General features: G+C 47.7%; 17 protein-coding genes. 7 read left to right on the forward strand and 10 right to left on the reverse strand.

Going from position 1 to position 19095, the window contains the following annotated elements; genetic code table 11:
- The 4 genes from G519_RS0128810 to G519_RS0128825 all read right to left on the reverse strand — a co-directional run.
- Positions 1–265, reverse strand: a 265-nt coding sequence (locus G519_RS0128810; RefSeq protein WP_029197627.1) for a transposase, incomplete at its 3' end; no start/stop codon positions are given.
- 501 nt (positions 266–766) lie between these two features.
- The gene (locus G519_RS0128815) at positions 767–1510 is read right to left on the reverse strand and encodes a hypothetical protein (RefSeq protein ID WP_029197628.1); all 744 of its coding nucleotides are present in this window, start codon (positions 1508–1510) and stop codon (positions 767–769) included.
- Between the two features lie 68 nt (positions 1511–1578).
- The gene (locus G519_RS0128820) at positions 1579–2991 is read right to left on the reverse strand and encodes a sensor histidine kinase (protein WP_029197629.1); all 1413 of its coding nucleotides are present in this window, start codon (positions 2989–2991) and stop codon (positions 1579–1581) included.
- Entirely contained in the window at positions 2985–3689 is a 705-nt protein-coding gene (locus G519_RS0128825) for a response regulator transcription factor (protein WP_029197630.1), read from the reverse strand. The genes G519_RS0128820 and G519_RS0128825 overlap by 7 nt, the downstream gene beginning before the upstream one ends.
- A 251-nt stretch (positions 3690–3940) precedes the next feature.
- Here G519_RS0128825 and G519_RS0128830 point away from each other — a divergent pair, with 251 nt between their 5' ends.
- On the forward strand, positions 3941–4687 hold the full coding sequence (locus G519_RS0128830; protein WP_029197631.1) for an SDR family NAD(P)-dependent oxidoreductase: 747 nt from the start codon (positions 3941–3943) through the stop codon (positions 4685–4687).
- A 76-nt stretch (positions 4688–4763) separates the two neighbouring features.
- Here G519_RS0128830 and G519_RS0128835 read toward each other — a convergent pair whose 3' ends face one another.
- Together G519_RS0128835 and G519_RS0128840 are read right to left on the reverse strand one after the other, a co-directional pair.
- On the reverse strand, positions 4764–5384 hold the full coding sequence (locus G519_RS0128835) for a TetR/AcrR family transcriptional regulator (protein ID WP_029197632.1): 621 nt from the start codon (positions 5382–5384) through the stop codon (positions 4764–4766).
- Positions 5385–5530: 146 nt separating this feature from the next.
- Positions 5531–7195, reverse strand: coding sequence for a glutamine--tRNA ligase/YqeY domain fusion protein (locus G519_RS0128840; RefSeq protein WP_029197633.1), 1665 nt, complete (start codon positions 7193–7195; stop codon positions 5531–5533).
- A gap of 84 nt (positions 7196–7279) precedes the next feature.
- Here G519_RS0128840 and G519_RS0128845 point away from each other — a divergent pair, with 84 nt between their 5' ends.
- Entirely contained in the window at positions 7280–8509 is a 1230-nt protein-coding gene (locus G519_RS0128845) for an aminopeptidase (protein ID WP_029197634.1), read from the forward strand.
- Positions 8510–8653: 144 nt separating this feature from the next.
- Here G519_RS0128845 and G519_RS0128850 read toward each other — a convergent pair whose 3' ends face one another.
- A complete protein-coding gene (locus G519_RS0128850; protein WP_051253783.1) occupies positions 8654–9466 on the reverse strand; it encodes a hypothetical protein in 813 nt (270 codons plus the stop codon).
- A 197-nt stretch (positions 9467–9663) separates the two neighbouring features.
- Here G519_RS0128850 and G519_RS0128855 point away from each other — a divergent pair, with 197 nt between their 5' ends.
- From G519_RS0128855 to G519_RS0128870, 4 genes are all read left to right on the forward strand, one after another.
- Entirely contained in the window at positions 9664–10608 is a 945-nt protein-coding gene (locus G519_RS0128855) for a helix-turn-helix transcriptional regulator (protein ID WP_029197636.1), read from the forward strand.
- Between the two features lie 153 nt (positions 10609–10761).
- Positions 10762–11262, forward strand: a complete 501-nt coding sequence (locus G519_RS0128860) for a DinB family protein (protein ID WP_029197637.1) — start codon at positions 10762–10764, stop codon at positions 11260–11262.
- Positions 11263–12084: 822 nt separating this feature from the next.
- Positions 12085–12468, forward strand: coding sequence for an SDR family NAD(P)-dependent oxidoreductase (locus G519_RS45065; RefSeq protein ID WP_051253784.1), 384 nt, complete (start codon positions 12085–12087; stop codon positions 12466–12468).
- 222 nt (positions 12469–12690) lie between these two features.
- Positions 12691–13746, forward strand: a complete 1056-nt coding sequence (locus tag G519_RS0128870; RefSeq protein ID WP_051253787.1) for an ATP-binding protein — start codon at positions 12691–12693, stop codon at positions 13744–13746.
- Here the strand turns inward: G519_RS0128870 and aroA are convergent.
- Positions 13743–15098 (reverse strand): 3-phosphoshikimate 1-carboxyvinyltransferase, encoded by a 1356-nt coding sequence (gene aroA, locus G519_RS0128875; protein ID WP_244280266.1) that lies wholly within the window; start codon positions 15096–15098, stop codon positions 13743–13745. The genes G519_RS0128870 and aroA overlap by 4 nt on opposite strands.
- A gap of 64 nt (positions 15099–15162) precedes the next feature.
- Here aroA and G519_RS0128880 point away from each other — a divergent pair, with 64 nt between their 5' ends.
- The gene (locus G519_RS0128880; RefSeq protein WP_322786737.1) at positions 15163–16089 is read left to right on the forward strand and encodes a LysR family transcriptional regulator; all 927 of its coding nucleotides are present in this window, start codon (positions 15163–15165) and stop codon (positions 16087–16089) included.
- 88 nt (positions 16090–16177) lie between these two features.
- On the opposite strand, the gene G519_RS0128885 is transcribed toward G519_RS0128880, so the two are convergent.
- Both G519_RS0128885 and G519_RS0128890 read right to left on the reverse strand, forming a co-directional pair.
- Positions 16178–16765, reverse strand: coding sequence for a TVP38/TMEM64 family protein (locus G519_RS0128885; protein WP_029197641.1), 588 nt, complete (start codon positions 16763–16765; stop codon positions 16178–16180).
- 515 nt (positions 16766–17280) lie between these two features.
- Entirely contained in the window at positions 17281–18990 is a 1710-nt protein-coding gene (locus tag G519_RS0128890; protein ID WP_051253785.1) for a glycerol-3-phosphate dehydrogenase/oxidase, read from the reverse strand.
- Positions 18991–19095 lie beyond the last annotated feature (105 nt).

Below are 19095 nucleotides of genomic sequence, written 5' to 3' on the forward strand. Positions count from 1 at the left end.
CTTTCAGGTAATCCCGTTCTTCTTCTACCGTATTGAAAATCGTGCGAGGACGTCCTGTAAGAGGTGTAGTTGTCTTCTCTGATCGTACCTTAAAGGCCTCTCCGTTAAGCCATTTCTTCACCCATACCTTCAATTGAGTACAGTTTCTAATGTCTAACTTTTCAGCTACCCTTCTATAGCTGGATGATCCCTTCATGTATTCCTGAACGGCAGCTAACTTAAATTCCTCCGTATACTGATTAAATGTTTGTCCTTTTTTAGCCATAGAAATATCCCCTCCAAGTTGTACTCATTTCCTTATGGTACCATAAGGTTTTTTTTGAGTGTCTACTTAAAGGGGATATTACCACCCTCGGGTTTTTCTGTTTTTATGAGGAGTTGTTGCCTTTCAGTTTCCCCAGGTTAATGCCTAAGTTGGATTTATCCTCGGCCAAATGCTTGATCAAGGAGGATTGTTGTATTTTGTACAACAATCGGCTGACTATTCCGCATTATCCCGGCGATTGTTGTAGAGAATACAACATTTTCTCCCAAAAGCAGCTCTATTTGATGAAATCAAGCTAAATTGTTGCACAAAATACAACAACTACTTGCTTGGTGAAAAGAAATCCCCGAAATTGTTGTACGTTGTACAACTTTAGCCCATTTAACGCAAAAAAGACCGACACACTGAAAACAAAATCACTCACCGAGTGTGAATTCATATATCCAGGAGCTCAAAAAACAAACCCCGAGGCCGCCCTCGAGGTTTGTTACTATCTCAAACCTACTTCTGGGCCTGCTTCGCCCATTTCGCCTTCATAACACTTTCTATTTCAGCAAATACCTGCTCGGTGGTCTTACCTTCCGTGGAGATACCTAATTTAGCGGCTTTTTTATTCACGGCTTCAGCCCTTTTGCCTTCTTTACTCGCCTTTAAAGCAGCGTGTAGTTCTTTGGCTGTCTTGCCTTCTGTTGCAATACCTGCTTTTGTTGCTTGTTCCTGCAGTTTCGCTAAAGCGGCCGCTTGCAGCTCTGTTCTAATCTCTTTACTTGTTTTTCCATCGGTGGTAACACCGAGCTTCGCCGCTTGTTCCTGCAGTTTCGTTAAAGCTGCCGCTTTGAGCGCTGCTCTTAGCTCTTTATTCGTTTTCCCATCTGCACTAATACCTAGCTTGGTTGCCTTCTCTTTCAGCTTCACTTGAACAGCCGCTTCAATATCAGCTTTCAATTGCTCCGCTGTTTTGCCGTCTGTGCTAATCCCCAGCTTCGCTGCCGCTTTGTTCAATTGTTCTGTATGTTTGGCCGCACTTAAAGCTTTAAGCTCCGCTTTGATCTGCTCACTCGTTTTACCTTCTGTCGATATGCCAAAAATTTGCGCTTTATCCAGAAGCAGTTGTTTGACTGGTTTAGTGGACTTGCTTGTTGGCACTGCAGTAGCAGTCCCCTGTGTGTCCTCAGCAAAAGCAGCCATCGGAACAGACAATACAATCGCACCCACCAACGCAAGGCCTGTTAATTTTTTCAACATAAGTATCGCTCCTCGATTCGTTTATGGTTATGTTTACCTTACGAACCCTATCTTACCGAAGAGTTATGTCATAAGTTTGTCATGCTGCGAAGCATTGGCGACTGCAAAAATATTTTAAATACCGTACCCATTTGAAGTTGAGATTCCACTCGAATGGTACCGCCATGAGCTTCTACGATGTGTTTACTGATGGGCAAACCGAGGCCAGCACCGGAACGATAGCGGCTTTCATCCGTTTTATAGAAACGATCGAATAGATGCGGCAGTTTCTCTGGTGCGATACCCAGGCCGTTATCCCACACTTCGATCCAGCGCTCATTTTTAACTACTTTTACTCGAATACCCGCCGATGACCCCTCAGGAATATGGTTGATGGCATTGTCCAGCAAATTGATAAATACCTGTCTCAACCGGTCAGCATCCGCATAAACCAAGTACGGCCCCTCTGCCTCCGAGCTCAGCTCGATCTGCTTTGCTTTGGCTTTCATCTTGAGTTGGGTAACCACCAGCCCTATTAAGTCAGGTACATCGACATCCTGGAGGTTTAATTTGACCTGCTTCTCCTCAAAAGACGACAGCTCCATCAAATCATCAACCAAATGGCTCAGTCGAAGGGTCTCCTGAAGAGAAACTTGGATGAATTCCTTCGCATCCTCAGGCTCAACAACGCCATCCGTTATCCCTTGCAGGGAAGCTCGAATGGTCGTCAACGGCGTCCGCAGCTCATGGGAAATTTCGGATAGGAATCGCTTGCGTCCCTCTTCTACCTTCTGCAATTTACCGGCCATGCGATTCAGAGATCCTGACAGTGAAGCGATTTCGTCCTTGCCTCTAACGGGTACCCTTCCGCTGAAATCTCCCATGGCCAAAGCCTCTGCGGTTTTACTCATGAGCTGAATCGGCTTCATGAAATGTCTTGAAACGAAGTACAGAACAGCAATTGCAAGTAACGCAACCGTTAAGGCAGATACGAATATCGCTCGATTGATGCCATTGATCGTATCTTGAATATTAATAATTGGCGTATATAAGAAAATCCCGCCAATAACGCGATTCTCCTGCATCACTGGCCGCCCGACAATGAGCATATTCACCGTACTATTTTGAGCAAAATTGCTTCGCACCGTTACTTGATTACCCGACAGCACTTTATCCACCCATTCCTTACGTGCTGGAGTCTCGCCCACCGACTGAATCTTATCCAGATTTGCTCTTGGATGCTTGATAACGGCAACGTGGACGTTCGACGTTTTCTCAATGGCGCTAATCTGCTTACGGAAATCCTTCAGTTGGGTCGTGTTATCGAACAAACCTTTCGCCAGTTCGTCAACCTGTTCCACCTTCTCGAGCAGGAGCTTCTCGCTGCGTTCATAAGTCTTCTGTTTCATCGTATATCCAATGGTTCCTGAAATGGCAAGAATGGACACAACCGTAATCGAAATATAAATAAATAATAGCTTGCGGTAAAAAGAGTTTAGCATGCTCCGGGCCCCTCAAACTTATACCCGACGCCCCATACGGTACGGATGCTCCAGTCCTCTTTCCTCTCCGTCAAAGCAGAAAGCTTTTGTCTCAAACGTTTAATATATAAATCCACGACTCGGTCTTCACCCTCGAAATCCCAGCCCCATATCTTGGCGATCAGGTCCTCACGGGTAAATACTTGATTCGGGTTTCGCACGAAAAACAGCAGCAGCTCATACTCCTTCTTGGGTAAAGCAACAAACTGCCCTTCTACAGTCACATCATGAGACAAGCTATCCACTCTCAAGCTGCCAACTTCATATAGATGAGCAGGCGCAGCAGCTTCTGTGCGGAGCAGCGTCCTGCGGAGAATCGTGGTCACACGAGCAACCAGTTCATTCGGATCAAAGGGCTTCACCAGATAATCATCGGCACCCATCTGTAAACCTTCAATTCGCTCATCCACGTGACCTCTTGCCGTCAGCATGAGGATCGGCACATCACTCTTCGCACGAATTTTCTGGCAGACCTCCCAGCCATCGCGTTTGGGCATCATAATATCGAGTACAATGAAGTCTGGCTGCAGCTCATCGAAACGGGTTAGCGCCTGCTCACCGTCATTTGCGGTTACCACCCTATAGCCGTTTTTTTCCAAATACAACTTCGTAATTCGGCAAATATTAATATCATCATCTACCACCAAAACGGTTGTCACGCGGCACTCTCCTTAAAAAATAGGAATATATCATTCATATTACTGGATATTTGTGAACAAAATATATTTTCTCCAAAGAACTGAAAAAAAAGCTCCACCATGTCCATTCGTTTAACTTATTTTACATGTTGTATAAAACTTCACATATTAGATGCTTATGTTGTATAATACAAATACGTACTCGACTTAACTGCATGTGGGTACGCAGCGGCTTATCATTCTAATTTTATTCAAGAAAGGTCTGATATAAGATGGGACGTTTAAGTGGAAAAGTAGCTATTATTACAGGAGCTGCATTAGGCATGGGGGCTGCGGAAGCGAAGCTTTTTGCCCAAGAAGGCGCTAAAGTGATTGGAACAGACATTAAGGACGACGAACTGCAGGAAGTCATTCGTGAAATCAACGAAAGCGGTGGCGAAGCCATCGGTTTCAAACATAATGTCGCTTCGGAAGAAGAGTGGAAGCAGATCGTGCAAGAAACGGTCAACCGGTTCGGCAAAGTGGACATTCTTGTAAACAACGCGGGTATTTCATCGACGAAAACGATCGCGAATATCGAGATGAGTGAGTGGAATCGCGTGATGGACATCAATTTGTCGGGTTGTGTGCTGGGGATGAAATATGTTTTCCCCGAAATGCAAAAAGCCGGCGCAGGTTCTGTCATCAACATTTCCTCCATCGGCGGTATCGTAGGTATGGCAGGGTCAAGCCCCTATACAGCAGCGAAAGGTGCCCTGCGCGCCTTATCGAAATCCGCCGCGGTTGAATACGCGAAACAGAACATTCGCGTCAACTCTGTTCACCCGGGCATTATCGTAACACCAATGACGGAGCCGTCCATGAAGGATGCTATGCCTTACTACAAAACGTTCACGCAGCTCCCTTACTTCGGTAAACCTGAAGATGTGGCGTACGGCGTTCTATTCCTCGCTTCCGATGAATCTCGCTTTATGACTGGCTCGGAGCTTGTTATCGATGGCGGTTGGACTGCTTTGTAATTACTTGATGAGCTCTTCACCAAAGAAACCGCTCCATTTATGAATGTCATAAATGAAGCGGTTTTTTGATTTCGGTTCATATTCGGCTTTTTCTTTCGGGAATGTGCTTGTAAGGGCCTCGAATCGAAAGGTTCATCAGATGTGCAGCAATCTCTTCTTCCGAATAGGGCATATTGTTCGCAACCCACCAAATAATGACCTCAAGAAAAGCGGACTCAACGTATTTGACGACGATTTCCCTTGTAGCTGTTAAATTGCGGTCATCCGGTTCTGTGAAATCCACGCCTTTGGAGATGAACTCATGAATGACCTCCAGTAACGCGGAAGCGAAATACGGCACTCGATTTCTCACCAATAGTGCATAGTAGAGGTTGAAATTTTCGGCAATTTGATGAAACAATCGAACAAAGCTAGGATGCGCCTTACCACTCAGCATATCGAATTCTTCTGGATCACTACCTTCGGAGACAAGTAAATGCTCTCTAAGATCTTCCAAAATCTCATTCATATACTGCTGGACGAAAGCCTGCTTATCATCAAAATGCAAATAGAACGTCGCTCGCTTGACCGTTGCGCGTTCTGAAATATCCTGCACGGTAATTTGTTCAAAATCCCGTTCTTCCATTAATTCAATCAACGCTCTTCTGAGAAGTTGATGCGTACGCACGACGCGGGGATCCATTTTTTTAACTTTCATTTTATTGATCCTTATCTATAAAAAAGTATGGATATTCAAAGAGACCCTATCGCTCTCATTATACCAGAGGTTCCTACACAACAAAAAATCCTAGCTTTCACTAGGATTTCCTGTCAATCTTTATATGGACTCATTCGAGTCCAATCTTACACTTCAAATGAGCTTTTCAGCGAGACAATCAGGTTAAACACCAGTCGGTCGCTTGTTGTATGTTTCGGATCTACGTTGAAATAGCCGTGGCGGAAAAATTGGAACTTATCATGCGGCTGCGCTTGCTTCATATTATCTTCCACGAAACCTTGGATAATTTGCAGCGAGTTCGGATTCAAGTTCTCCAAGAACGAAGCATCCTCGTTTTCTTCGTTATCGAGAATCAACGGCTCATACAGGCGGAACTCCGCAGGTATAGCACTCTTCGCATCTACCCAGTGGATCGTTCCTTTGACTTTACGGCCGGTAAAGCCGCTGCCGCTTTTCGTTTCCACGTCATAGGTGCAGTGAAGTTCAACCACTTTGCCGTTCTCATCTTTGATGAAATCATTGCACTTGATGAAGTAGGCGTTTTTCAACCGCACTTCGTTGCCGGGAAATAAGCGGAAATATTTGTTCGGCGGATTTTCCATGAAATCGTCTTGCTCGATGTAGATCTCGCGGGAGAACGGAATTTGGCGAGTGCCCATTTCCGGATTCTCTGCGTTGTTCTCCATATCCAGCATTTCGACTTGATCCTCAGGGTAGTTCGTAATTACGACTTTGAGCGGATTCAGAACGCCCATCGTACGCAGAGCCTTCAACTTCAAGTCCTCGCGGATAAAATGATCCAGCATCTTCGAATCGACCACGCTGTAGCTGCGAGCTACGCCGATTTCGCGAGAGAAATTGCGGATCGCTTCAGCCGTAAAGCCCCTGCGGCGCAGACCGGAGATGGTGGGCATCCGCGGATCGTCCCAGCCGTCAACGGCTTTCTCGTCGACAAGCTGTTTCAGCTTTCTTTTACTCATCACCGTATTCGTCAGGTTGAGGCGTGCAAATTCATATTGTCTAGGCACATTCGGCATTTCACACTCGCGAACAACCCAATCATAGAACGGGCGTTGATCTTCGAACTCGAGCGTACAGATGGAATGCGTTACACCTTCAATGGCATCTTCCAAAGGATGCGCGAAAGCGTACATCGGGTAGATGCACCAAGCATCTCCCGTATTATGGTGATGGGCATGCACGACACGGTAGATGATTGGATCGCGAAGGTTGATGTTCGGCGAAGACATATCGATCTTAGCACGAAGAACACGCTCTCCATCTTTGAATTCACCGGCACGCATACGCTCAAACAAATCGAGATTCTCTTCTACACTGCGTTCGCGGTAAGGACTGTTCGTGCCCGGCTGTGTAAGCGTCCCGCGGGTTTCGCGGATTTCATCCGCTGTTTGGTTATCCACATACGCCAAACCTTTGCGTATCAACACCAATGCGCGGTTGTACATTTCCTCGAAATAATTCGAAGCAAAGAACAAGCCATCCCATTGAAAACCGAGCCATGCCACATCGGCTTTAATGGATTCCACATATTCCGTATCTTCCTTAACCGGATTCGTATCATCGAAGCGAAGGTTCGTTAACCCTTTGAATTCATCCGCAAGCTCAAAATTAAGACAGATCGACTTCGCATGTCCTATATGAAGGTAACCGTTCGGCTCCGGGGGAAATCGGGTGATTACCTGACTGACTTTGCCTGATTTCAGATCTTCGTTTACAATGTTCTTAATGAAATTGGATGGAGTGCTTACTGTTGTACTCTTCGTTTCCATATTCGCCCAGCCTTTCTCCCACGGGTTAAAGTTTTATTTTCTATCATACACTAAATCTTACTAAAATATAAAGGAGCCAGCGACATGGAGACATTCGAACATTATTTAGATAAATATGCAGAGCTTGCGATTCGTGTAGGATTAAACGTACAAAAAGACCAAACCGTCGTCATCATGACTCCGGTCACCTGCGCAGACTTCGTGCGCAAGCTAACGAAAAAGGCTTACGACGCTGGCGCCAAAGATGTCGTCATCGACTGGGACGACGATGAAGTGAAGGCGTTGCGCATCAAGCACGCCCCGGAATCCACGCTGCGCGAGTACCCTATGTGGCGGGCAAGCGGCCTGGAAGAGATGGCGAAGGAAGGTGCAGCCTTCCTCCAAATCTACGCGCCTAACTCCGATTTGCTCAAAGATGTAGACCCAGAGCGGATCGCAATCGCTAGCAAAACTACGGCAACTGCGCGTGAAGGGTTCTTGAAATATTTGCGCAGCAACCAGGTGAACTGGCTGATGGTCTCCTTCCCGACAGCGGAATGGTCGGCTAAGGTATTCCCGGATTTGAGCGAAGCGGAGCGCATCAAGAAGCTGTGGGAGCAGATTTTCAAGCTTACTCGCGTGGATAAAGAAGATCCGGTTGCCGCATGGAAACAGCATATCGAGACACTGACCGAAAAACAGAACCTGCTGAACAACAAAAAGTACAAGCAGCTTCATTTCAAAGCACCTGGTACAGATTTATACATAGAGTTAGCCCCTAAGCATCAATGGGTTGCCGCAGGGAGCGAGTCGGAGCGAGGCATTTTCTTCGTGCCGAACATCCCAACGGAAGAAGTCTTTACGATGCCTGCGCGAAATGGCACGAACGGAATCGTTCGCAGCACGTTGCCGCTGAGTTACCAAGGTTCCCTAATCGATGGCTTCAGCCTGAAATTCGAAAATGGACGAGTTGTTGAAGCGACTGCTGAGGTGGGTCAAGAAGTGTTGAATAAGATGTTGGACATGGATGAGGGCGCTCGTTACTTGGGTGAAGTGGCACTTGTGCCTCACGATTCCCCCATTTCACAGTCAGGGCTCATTTATTACAACACCTTATTCGACGAAAATGCTTCTTGTCACGTAGCGCTCGGTAATTCATATCCGTTCACGATTGAAGGCGGAACGACGATGAGCCCCGAGGAGCTAACTCAGAATGGCTACAATAAAAGCCTAATCCACGTTGATTTCATGATCGGCGCGGCTGACATGGAGATCGATGGCATACTGGCAGATGGAAGCCGTGAAGCTTTGTTCCGCAAAGGCAACTGGGCTTAATAGCAGGAAGTCATAGAAAGACCGCCACATCATGGAACCATTGCACTCCGTGAGATGGCGGTCTTTTTTAAAGTATAAGTTTTATACTCTTGCTTCGCATCTACCTTGACAAACGCGCTCGTCCCAGTGGGACGACGGAGTCGTTTATCCTTGACGCAACTTGCCTGGCAGTGTTTTGATAATCGAGGAGTCTTTTAACATCCACTTTCCTTTTTGCCATTTCCAAACAGAGATGACGTATCCAAGTGTATCTGCATTCGCAATACCCGTGATTCGTTGAGCACCCTTCAACTCACAGTACCCATCTCGATCTACATCCATCGGCTTCAGGGCGCCAAAAGCATGAACATCCACAATAATAGGCTTCACTACCACGCCATTTTTGTACACACCGAATTTCTCGTAATCGTCCTTGCGGTCCTTAATATCAATTTTGAAAGACTTCCCAGTCTCCTCAAGCTTCATCTTTACCACATAATTTTTCTTGAAGGTCGCCTTTACATGAAGGGGACTAGGCAGTGGGATTGCAGTCGGAACATTATTTTTCAGTGAGTAAATATAGTAGTTGGACAGCCCCCCACTGCCACCTGTTTCGGCGGAAACATAGATTTGAGGCAGTTTATCCTGAATAAAGTCACAGAAATCCATCTGCGGATTATATCCACCCTCAAGAGGGATGACAACATGAGTCTGTGCCTGTCCTATGACGGTAATGAAAAGCTTATCATAGTACGGACTGCTAGTATCCGACTTCATCCCTACTAGGGATACCGTATCTGGTTTGCCATCACCAGTGACATCAATCTCACGCGTTTGTATAAGCTCGCTTTGCTGCGCGGTTTGTGGCGGCGGCAGCTCTTCAGCGGACACGAGTCCCCCTCTCCATAAGGATGAGCTGCTCAATAGTAAGCTAATTACGACTGTTTGTAAGGCGATTTTAACATATTTACTAAACATGTAATCCGACTCCTAATCATAGATTTGAATTCGGCTTATTATTTCAAAATTTTCCATTGGGTATGCGGAATGTTTAATTACTTTTATAGTTTGCCTATCGGCTTTGGCTGGTCGGTTTCTTTGCGTCAAAAAGGAATTCCTTCTCTGGAATCGAATGTTAAAGTTAACTACACACATGAATCGATGAGGTGCTATTCTTGAAAATTGATCGACTGCTTGCCATAACTATGCTGCTTTTGAACCGAAGAAGAATTAGCGCTAAAGAACTTTCGGAGCGTTTTGAGGTGTCGCTGCGTACCGTTTATCGCGACGTTGAGGCAATTAATCAAGCTGGCGTACCTGTCGTTTCCTATGCTGGGATGAGCGGTGGCTATGAGATTATGGACCAATATCGGCTGGATCGCCAATTTCTGTCCCTTGATGAGCTGCAATCTATTATTGTCGGCCTCAAAGGAATCCGCTATACCGTCGGCGACCAAGAGATCAGCAACCTTCTTGATAAAGTCGGAGCTCTCGTGGCAAAATCGGAACAGAATACCGTCGCTAATCTAAACAATCAACTTATTATAGATATGAATCCTTGGCGTGGCAACGATCAGGACAAGGAGAAAATGAACACCCTGCGTACTTCAATTAAGGAATCTAAGCTGATTTCGTTCCATTATATTACTTCCCAAAGTGAGGAGTCTGTGCGAACAGTAGAACCTATGGGCATTGTGGTCAAAGGGTTTGGCTGGTATTTGTATGCCTACTGCCTGCTGCGTCAAGATGTTCGCATCTTCCGATTATCTCGAATGAAAGATATTGAAGTGCTTCAGAGAACCTTTGAACGCAAAGAAGGAAACTTAGAACAGCTAGATTATAGTTGGGGCAAAAGAGACCCCTCCTCGCTCATCAAGCTCGTGCTGCATGCACAGCCGAATGTTCGCGCTCAAGTAGAGGATTATTTCCGTCCTGAGCAAATTACCGTTCAAGCTGACGGCACTTTGATGATTACCTCCACTCAACCGGATGAATCGTGGCTTCACGGCATGCTACTTAGCTATGGTCCTAACCTGCGTATTCTCGAGCCGGCGCATATTGCAGCCATCATCAAAGATAAAGCTGAAAAAATTGTTCAACTCTACGCAAAAGAACACTGACAGGACGTTGTCAGTGTTCTTTATTTATAATGAGGGTATGAAGTAGGCACAACCAGTAAAAGAATGCTTACGACGTCAGTTTTTCTGGCGAAAAACTAAGCTAATGCTTACGTTGCCAGTTTTTCTGGCGAAAAACTCTGAGGAGGCTCACCCATGTTCAGAACAATCGAAGATTTTGTAAATGAATGGAATAATGAAACAAAAGCTACCCAGCGCGTACTGGACACTTTGACAGATGCTTCACTTAAACAGCAAATTGGGCCTGAACTCCGCACACTAGGTCAAATAGGTTGGCATATCGCCACAACAATTCACGAAATGTCCTCACGTACAGGTCTCAAATTCGACGCGCCCGAGGGCGAAGAACTCGCTCCTGCATCCGCCAAAACCATTGCTGACACTTACCGCTCATCCTCAGCCGGGCTAGCCGAAGCTATCCAGGCCCAGTGGACAGATGCTAAGCTTGCTGAGAGCACTGACATGTATGGTGAGCAGTGGCTCAATGGCTTAACACTGCGCATCCTCATTTCGCATGAAATTCACCACCGTGGTGAAATGATCGTCTTGATGCGTCAAGCCGGACTGCGAGTTCCGGACGTTTACGGTCCGACTCGCGAGGATTGGTTGGAGCGCGGCATGCAGCCGTTGGTATAAGTTCAGGGTAGATGAATGTAGCATGAAGTCGTATTGAAGGAGCAGGTAGGGCTTGAAGAGATGAAGAGGCTGACTCAAAAGGTTAAAAACCTAGCGAGCGGCCTCTATTTTGTTTCGATACGGAGCTAAATTTAACAGGAATTCCTCCTGTTCATTTGGCGTTAATTGCTCGAAACGGTCATTTAACTGTGCAACTTCTAGGTGCAAACCTCCCTCTAATTTAGGGGGCGAATCACTATTCAGCGAGAAAACATCAGAAATAACGGGAGATTTTCCATGTAAACTAGATATTTATGAAAAAATACCCGAATTAACGGTAGGTTTTCCATGTAGTGCAACAATGAAAACAGGAGGCAGCCTAAAAATGAACGACTTATGGGACTGCCCCTTTTGGCTTTTTAGGGATCGTATAGATCAAAAGCATCTCGAACGTCGTTCGATAGGGCTTTCCCAAACGTCCTATTTGGTATATTCAGCTCCCACTTTGTGAATTCAAAGCCTGAATACACTTCCATTGGATCAAATCCAATGGAAGTAGGGCTTTGACAGCCTGCTTGCCAATTCCATTGGATCAAATCCAACAGAATTGCGCTTTTCGAGGCATGAGAGTCGATTCCATTGCATTCTATACAATGAAATTTCCTGAAACACCAATTTTACTCAATAAATCGTAAATTCCATTGTATAATTTACAACAGAAACAGAAACTCCTACAGCTTCCTTACTCTCGGACATCACTGTATTTGTATGGGATTTGATGATAGCCCACCAAACAATACTAGGCCTGACGCAATGAGCTATGCCAAAAAAGGAGACGAACCTATGCAAAATCAAACGGCCATCGTAACGGGCGCTAACTCAGGAATGGGCCTGGCCACCACCGTGGCGCTAGCCAGCCAAGGCGCCAACGTCATCATGCTGTGCCGCAGCCGCCAAAGAGGCGAGCAGGCACTGATCGAGGCGCGGAAGCAAAGCGGCTCGGAGCGCATCGAGCTTATGCTTTGCGACCTCGGCTCCCTTGCGAGCATCCGTTCTTTCGCCGCGGAGTTCCACGCCAAGCACAATGTGCTGGATGTGCTTGTGAATAACGCGGGGGTCGTCACCATGAAGCGGCAGACTACAGCAGACGGCTTCGACAGATCTGTCGCGGACCCTAGAAAACTTTTGTTTATGTTAAATAACATAATTCCTGACAATTTTAAATAAAAAATAAAAATTATAAATTGGCGTCATTTATACTCACATTAAGACAGATTAGGCTAATCAGCATGCGTGGTTATCCTTAATTTGGAATTTAAAACTGTACGATCGCCACGTTTTATGTTATTATTAAATTACGTAATTACGTAATTTAATAATTTAGATGAGGTGATCCTTTTGACCACAACACGGGATTATGGCACCGAGCTAGATGCATTACAGGCACAGATGAATGATCTTCAGCAGCTTGTCAGGCAATTGATTCATAACCAAGATGAAAGCTACCCAATGATTACTGAGAATACGAGCTCAGCTGCTGCTGGTCTCGGGAGTCTCTTTTACTCCGGGCAATATCGGGGAGATCAAGCTAGTTTCCGGTGGGAGCCACAAGAAAAGCATGTCCGTCAGTTAATTCAACTGGACGGCGATAAAGCAGCCAAAATCTTGGGAGCTCTTGCACATAAACAGCGACTGGATATTTTAAGAGCCGTCCTACAAGAGCCACTTACCGGACCCGATCTTGTGGAACGTCTGAACATGGGGACAACGGGCCAGCTTTACCATCACATCAAAGCATTAGTAGGAGCAGACCTTCTCGTCCAAGAAGAGAGAGGCGGCAAGTATACCATTCCGGGCCCTCGTGCACTTCCACTTTTATTGCTGCTGGCGGCGGCTTCTGACCTCATGGACACAAGTGACTATTTAGCTATGACCGATGCAAGAACGAATGCGCATGCTTATTTGGGCGGAGCACAAGACATATATGATCCACACTTACTGCTATGGGCTGTTGTTGAGAATTGCATTTTGGAGCATCTGCATGGCACCTGCAGCGAGGTTAGCCTCTTTTTGCATGCGGATGGCAGCATCACAGTTGCAGATAATGGTCGAGGAATCCCCGTTCAAGCACTTCCGGGCAGTGAACACCCACGTGTTCAGACTGTTCTTACGGACATGAGCCGTCTAAGTGCAAGTGCTACATTCTTAGCACCCGGCAGTGAAAAAGGTATCAGCATGCCCGTCGTCAACGCGCTATCACTCAAGCTTTCCGTTGAGATCAGGCGTGACGGCCGAGTGTTCCAACAGCACTATAAGCATGGGATTCCCCAAAGTGAGCTCCAAACCGTAGGAGTGACCAAGGAAACTGGAACTAGTGTTACCTTCCTGCCAGATCGCGATATTTTCAGTAAATCATTTGAGCTAAGCATGCTTGAGAAACAAGCCGAGGATTTTGCCGTTTTGTATCCGAAGCTGCATATTCAGGTTTGGAGTGATCTTGCTTAAATAACCTCCACACCGACACCTAGCTCGCGCCAACGATCAAAAAAGTCTGGGCAGGTTTTCGAAACACATCCCGGATCCGAAATCCTAACGCCATCTACCCTTGCGCCGATCAGCGAAAGCGCCATCGCCATTCGATGGTCGTCGTGGGGGTCGAGCAGCGCAGGTTGCGGCTCCCCTGGGTACACCGTTAACCCATCCGCATGTTCCTCCACCTGAATGCCCAGCTTCCCAAGTTCCTCACACATCGCTGCAATGCGGTCGCACTCGTGATGCCTGATATGCGCAGCATCCGTCAATGTAATAGGACCATCCGCGAATGGGGCCAGTGCAGCTAGTGTAAGCGTCTGGTCCGACCAGCGCTGCATACTCACCGTGAAGCCGCCTTTAAGACGGTTTGTGCCCCTAACTTCAATGTAATTTTCACCATGCGTCACCGAACAGCCCATTTTCTCCAAAACAGTCAATAGCTCAATATCCGGTTGCCGTGTCTGCGCGGAAATTCCCTCAATACGCACACGTCCATTCGTCAGAGCAGCAAGTGCCCAGAAGTAACCGCAAGTGGATACATCCGGCTCCAGCCTGAATGTTCGTGCCTCATAAACACTCGGCTGAATCGTAATCGCCTGCCCATCCTCATGAACCTCCGGCCTCACACCGAACGCCCACATCATATCTAATGTCATCTCGACGTAGTCCCGCTGCACAATTTGATCGGCGATCCGAATAGTTAGAGTTTCTTTCGCATAAGGAGCTGCGAGCAGCAATCCACTAGTAAACTGACTGGAAACCGCTCCGGAAACCGTCACTTCTCCTCCGTTAAGACCGTCCGCATGCAGCGTCAGCGGTACACATCCCGGATTGCCCTTATATCGGATATCCGCTCCCAAACTGGATAACGCATCCAACAAAGGTGCAAGAGGTCTTTCGGCCATACGTTTACTGCCATCAAGTGTCCACTCCCCATGACCAACGGCAAGCACCCCAGGCAAAAAGCGTGCCACCGTACCAGCAGCTCCAACGTACAAATCCGCTTTCGAGACAGACCACTGCCCTTCATTCCCCTTGACTGTAACAGAGTCCCTATCCATCTCGATTTCAACTCCCAGCTCTCCGAGCGCTTTCATACACCAATAGGAATCATCGCTTTGTAAAATACCCTGCAGTCGTGAGGTCCCCTTCGCTAGAGCAGCAATAAGGAGTGCGCGATTGGTGAAGCTTTTGCTGCCCGGTATCGTAATAGTCGCATCTACCGCTCCATGAAGCGGCGACAGCCGTACCTCCTGCCCTTCCAGATGTTGCGACCATGGAGATCTAGCTCTCCGGTCTGGTTCGTGCATAGTTGTTTCCTGCATCTCATCCACCCTCTCCAATTGTGCATATCCTGTAAGCCAATTATAATGGGAGGTACAGACATAGATGAAATCACCAAATAAGCACCTTCCCATAAAGGAGCTCTATATCATGATCCATTTGGAATGGTACCGAATCTTCCTACATGCCGCCAAAGCGGGCAATTTAACTAAAGCAGCCGAGGAGCTTTACATTACCCAACCATCCGTCAGCTATGCAATTAAACAAATAGAAGCGGCTTTATCCATGAAGCTTTTTCATCGGAAATCCAAGGGCGTGGAACTAACAACTGAGGGGAAGCAATTATTGCTTTATGTGGAGCAATCTTTTGCGCTTTTGGAGGCAGGGGAGAAAAAAATGTCCGCACTCAAGCACCTCACAGGAGGCGAGCTTCGTGTCGGAGCGAGTGATTCGTTATTCAAGCACTTCTTATTTCCTTATTTGGACACTTATCGTAAACAATATCCCGGCGTACGCATCCGGCTTTCTCACGGCAAAACATCGGAAATTACAGCTAGAGTCAAGGAGAGCAGCATCGATTTCGGACTTATTCATTTGCCAACGGCCGATGATCCCCATCTCGATGTCCAAACGATTATGACCCTCCAAGACTGCTTCGTGGGTGGCGAAGCCTACCGCGATCAAGCAGAACACCTACTTTCCGCGCAGGATATCAGCCGTTTCCCCTTACTGCTCCTATCCCCCGGAAGCAGCACTAGGCGTTTTATTGAGCAATGGTTTGCTGCCCAAGATGTCACGATCGAAGCCGACATCGAGCTCGGCAGCATTGATCTGCTTATCGAGTTTGCCAAACTCGGTTTTGGCGTTGCCTTCGTCCCTCGGTCATATGTCGTCAAAGAATTAGCTGAAGGTACGCTGCATGAGCTAAAGCCTGCCAAAGCCATTCCTGCCCGCAGCATCGGAATCACCACTTGTCGAGATATGACGTCGTCTGTGGCGGCGGCTAAATTTCTTGAGATGCTTTCGTCTTAACCGCTTAAACAACCGATATATAAAATCGAGATGCAAATGATACGTACACAGCTACATAAACAGATACGTACGAACAAGTACACGTAATCTACATAAAACGCTTCTCAATTTTTTTGCTAATCACGAGTGAGATCACAATAAATAAGGCCACATAGATCAACTCATACGGATTCTCAATGAATCGCTTAGGATCATGTCCGATGAAGCTAACCGACAGCACCATGACCGCTTTTCCCGCCGCAACCGCAACCAAAAAAGAACGAAACCTCATGCCGACCAGCCCTGCTGCCATATTAATCACAACAAAAGGTCCTATCGGAAAAAGACTGAGTATAAATACATAGTTGAAGGCCTGACGGCGCGCCCAGAGGAGACTTTTTTGAACTTTGGGCTTTTGTGCCCAGCGCTCTAGATAAGGATGGCCGGCTACTTTTTTAACGATTGCAAAAGTCACCAAACACCCGCACACAATACCAATCCAAGAGTAAAGAAAACCAAGCCAGAGTCCATATACAGCTGCATTTACACTAATAATGACAAGTGTAGGGAGCGGCGGAACGAACGATTTCATGAAGGGTAGAAGAAGACCGGGCAAAGGACCGAGTGAACGATACTTGTCCAAGATCATCGCCAAATTTTCTTCCGTGAGGTAGGACAAAAGTTCTGTTATTCCCATATGAATGCACACCTACTCGCTTAACAAATTAGTTGGAGATTAGGATAATCTTTTGAATTAAAGAAAAAAGACCTCCAAAGGCATAATAGCACATGGAGGTTCAGGCTGCTTATTTTTAAGTGAAAATCACTAAGTTGACACATAATGGATGACGCCTGGGGATAGTGTATTCTGTGCAAGATTAAATCCTCGTCGGCTCTACCTGAGCCTTCAAAGTTGTATTTCGTACAACAATATATCCTCTTCTTCCCTACTTTAGGCTAGAAAGTTGCATTTCGTACAACAATTTCAGCTGAAAACACGCGTTTTTGCCGGAATGTGGATAAATTGTTGTATTTTTTGCAACAATTCAACTAATTCGGCCAGAATTGCTCCAATTTGTTGTACGAAATACAACAATAGTCGTCCATGCCCAATAGTGGGCATGGACCGACCGACTCGTGGAGCAGCAATAATTACTGGCGGGAAAAGTAGCCTTGGAGCATATAGCTGGAGCAGCAGAACCCGCTGGAGCTTTACGCCTCCAGCGGGTTCACCGCTTCATGGAGCAGCTGCTCCAACTCAGCGGTGTAAGCCGCGGTTTGCGCTTCGTCCCAGCCGAAGCGCTCAGCCATGAAGGCGATCGCAGGCGCCTTCCACTGTTTGGCCCACGCGATGTCGAAGAAGAGGGCGCCCGTGCGGCGGATGAAGAAATCCGCCGGCTTCACGACCATCTCGCGCCCGATCGCGTACACGAGCGCAGCGAGCACGCCGGCGGGCATGCCCCGCTGCGCAGCCTCTGCCCGGTGCTGCTCCAGCAGCTCGAATACGGCGTCCACGTTGGAGCCGTATCTGCGCGCGAGCAGCGCAGCCTCTGCCTCGGTCAGCCCCAGCCGCAGGCCTTGGCTGACCTTGCCCCGCAAGAACGGCGCCAGCTTCGCGGAGCCGCCCACATCGCCGCCGGAGATCGGCAGCGTCCGGGTGTGGCTCGGCGGCAGCGCCGCCGAGACCTTGCCCTCCGCCAGCAGCATGGCGGCGATCTTGTCCACGACCGACTCCGCCATTTTGCGGTAGCCGGTCAGCTTGCCCCCGGCCATCGAAATGAGGCCGGAGTCCGAGACGAAGATTTCGTCGCGGCGCGAAATCTCAGAAGGATCTTTGCCCTCTTGATGGATCAGAGGGCGCAGCCCGGTCCAGCTCGATTCAACGTCAGCCTCCGTCAACCCGAGGGACGGAAACATGTCGTTCGCGGCGCGCAGCACATAGGCGCGATCCGCTTCAGTAATACGGGGATTCGCGATATCCCCTTTGTAATTCGTGTCCGTCGTCCCGATGTAAGTTTTGCCGTCACGCGGAATCGCAAACACCATCCGCCCATCCGGCGTATCAAAATAAATCGCCTGCCGCAGCGGAAACTTGCTCTGATCAAACACCAGATGCACCCCTTTAGTCAGGTGCAGCGTCTTGCCGTGCTTGGAGCGGTCCATCTCGCGCAGCGTATCGACCCAAGGCCCGGCAGCATTAACAATCTTACTTGCGTACAGCGAGTATGACGTCTTTTCGCCGCCAATCTGATCCACCACACGCACACCAACCAGCTTGCCATTCTCCATCAGCAGTTCTTCAACCTTAGCGTAATTCACCGCCAAAGCGCCCAGCTCGACAGCCTTTTTCATGACTTCAATGGTTAAACGCGCATCATCTGTGCGGTATTCCACATAGTAGCCGCCGCCTTTGAGATCCTTCTTCTTCAAAAGAGGCTCGTGAGTGAGCGTTTCCTCTGGGCGAAACATTTTGCGGCGCTCCGATCTTTTGACACCTGCTAGGAAATCATAAACCCGCAGCCCCAGCGAGGTGGACAGCTTCCCGAACGTTCCCCCTTTATAGAAAGGCAGCAGCATCCACTCCGGCGTCGTCACATGTGGCCCATTTTCATACACAATCGCACGCTCCTTACCAACCTCAGCAACAACCTTCACATCCAGCTGTTTGAGATAGCGCAGCCCGCCATGAACCAGCTTGGTCGAACGGCTCGACGTCCCCGCGGCGAAATCCTGCATATCAATCAACGCTGTGCGAAGCCCTCTGCTTTGTGCATCGAGCGCAATGCCCGCTCCTGTAATCCCCCCGCCAATTACGATAAGATCAAGCTTTTGCTCCGACATGGCTTGCAGCATTTCTGTTCTTTTCAGCGCACTAAACTCCTGTTGCCCTATCCCATTGGCTTGCTTATGTTCCTTCGTCATCTCATTCTCTCCCTCGCGGATATAAAATAAAAAACCACAACACACCTAACACGTTTACACGTATAGGCCGCTGTGGCTTCTCCTAGTCTCCAACCGAATATTAAC

The sequence above is a fragment of the Paenibacillus alginolyticus DSM 5050 = NBRC 15375 genome, from assembly GCF_000422905.1.
Taxonomy (GTDB): domain Bacteria; phylum Bacillota; class Bacilli; order Paenibacillales; family NBRC-103111; genus Paenibacillus_E; species Paenibacillus_E alginolyticus.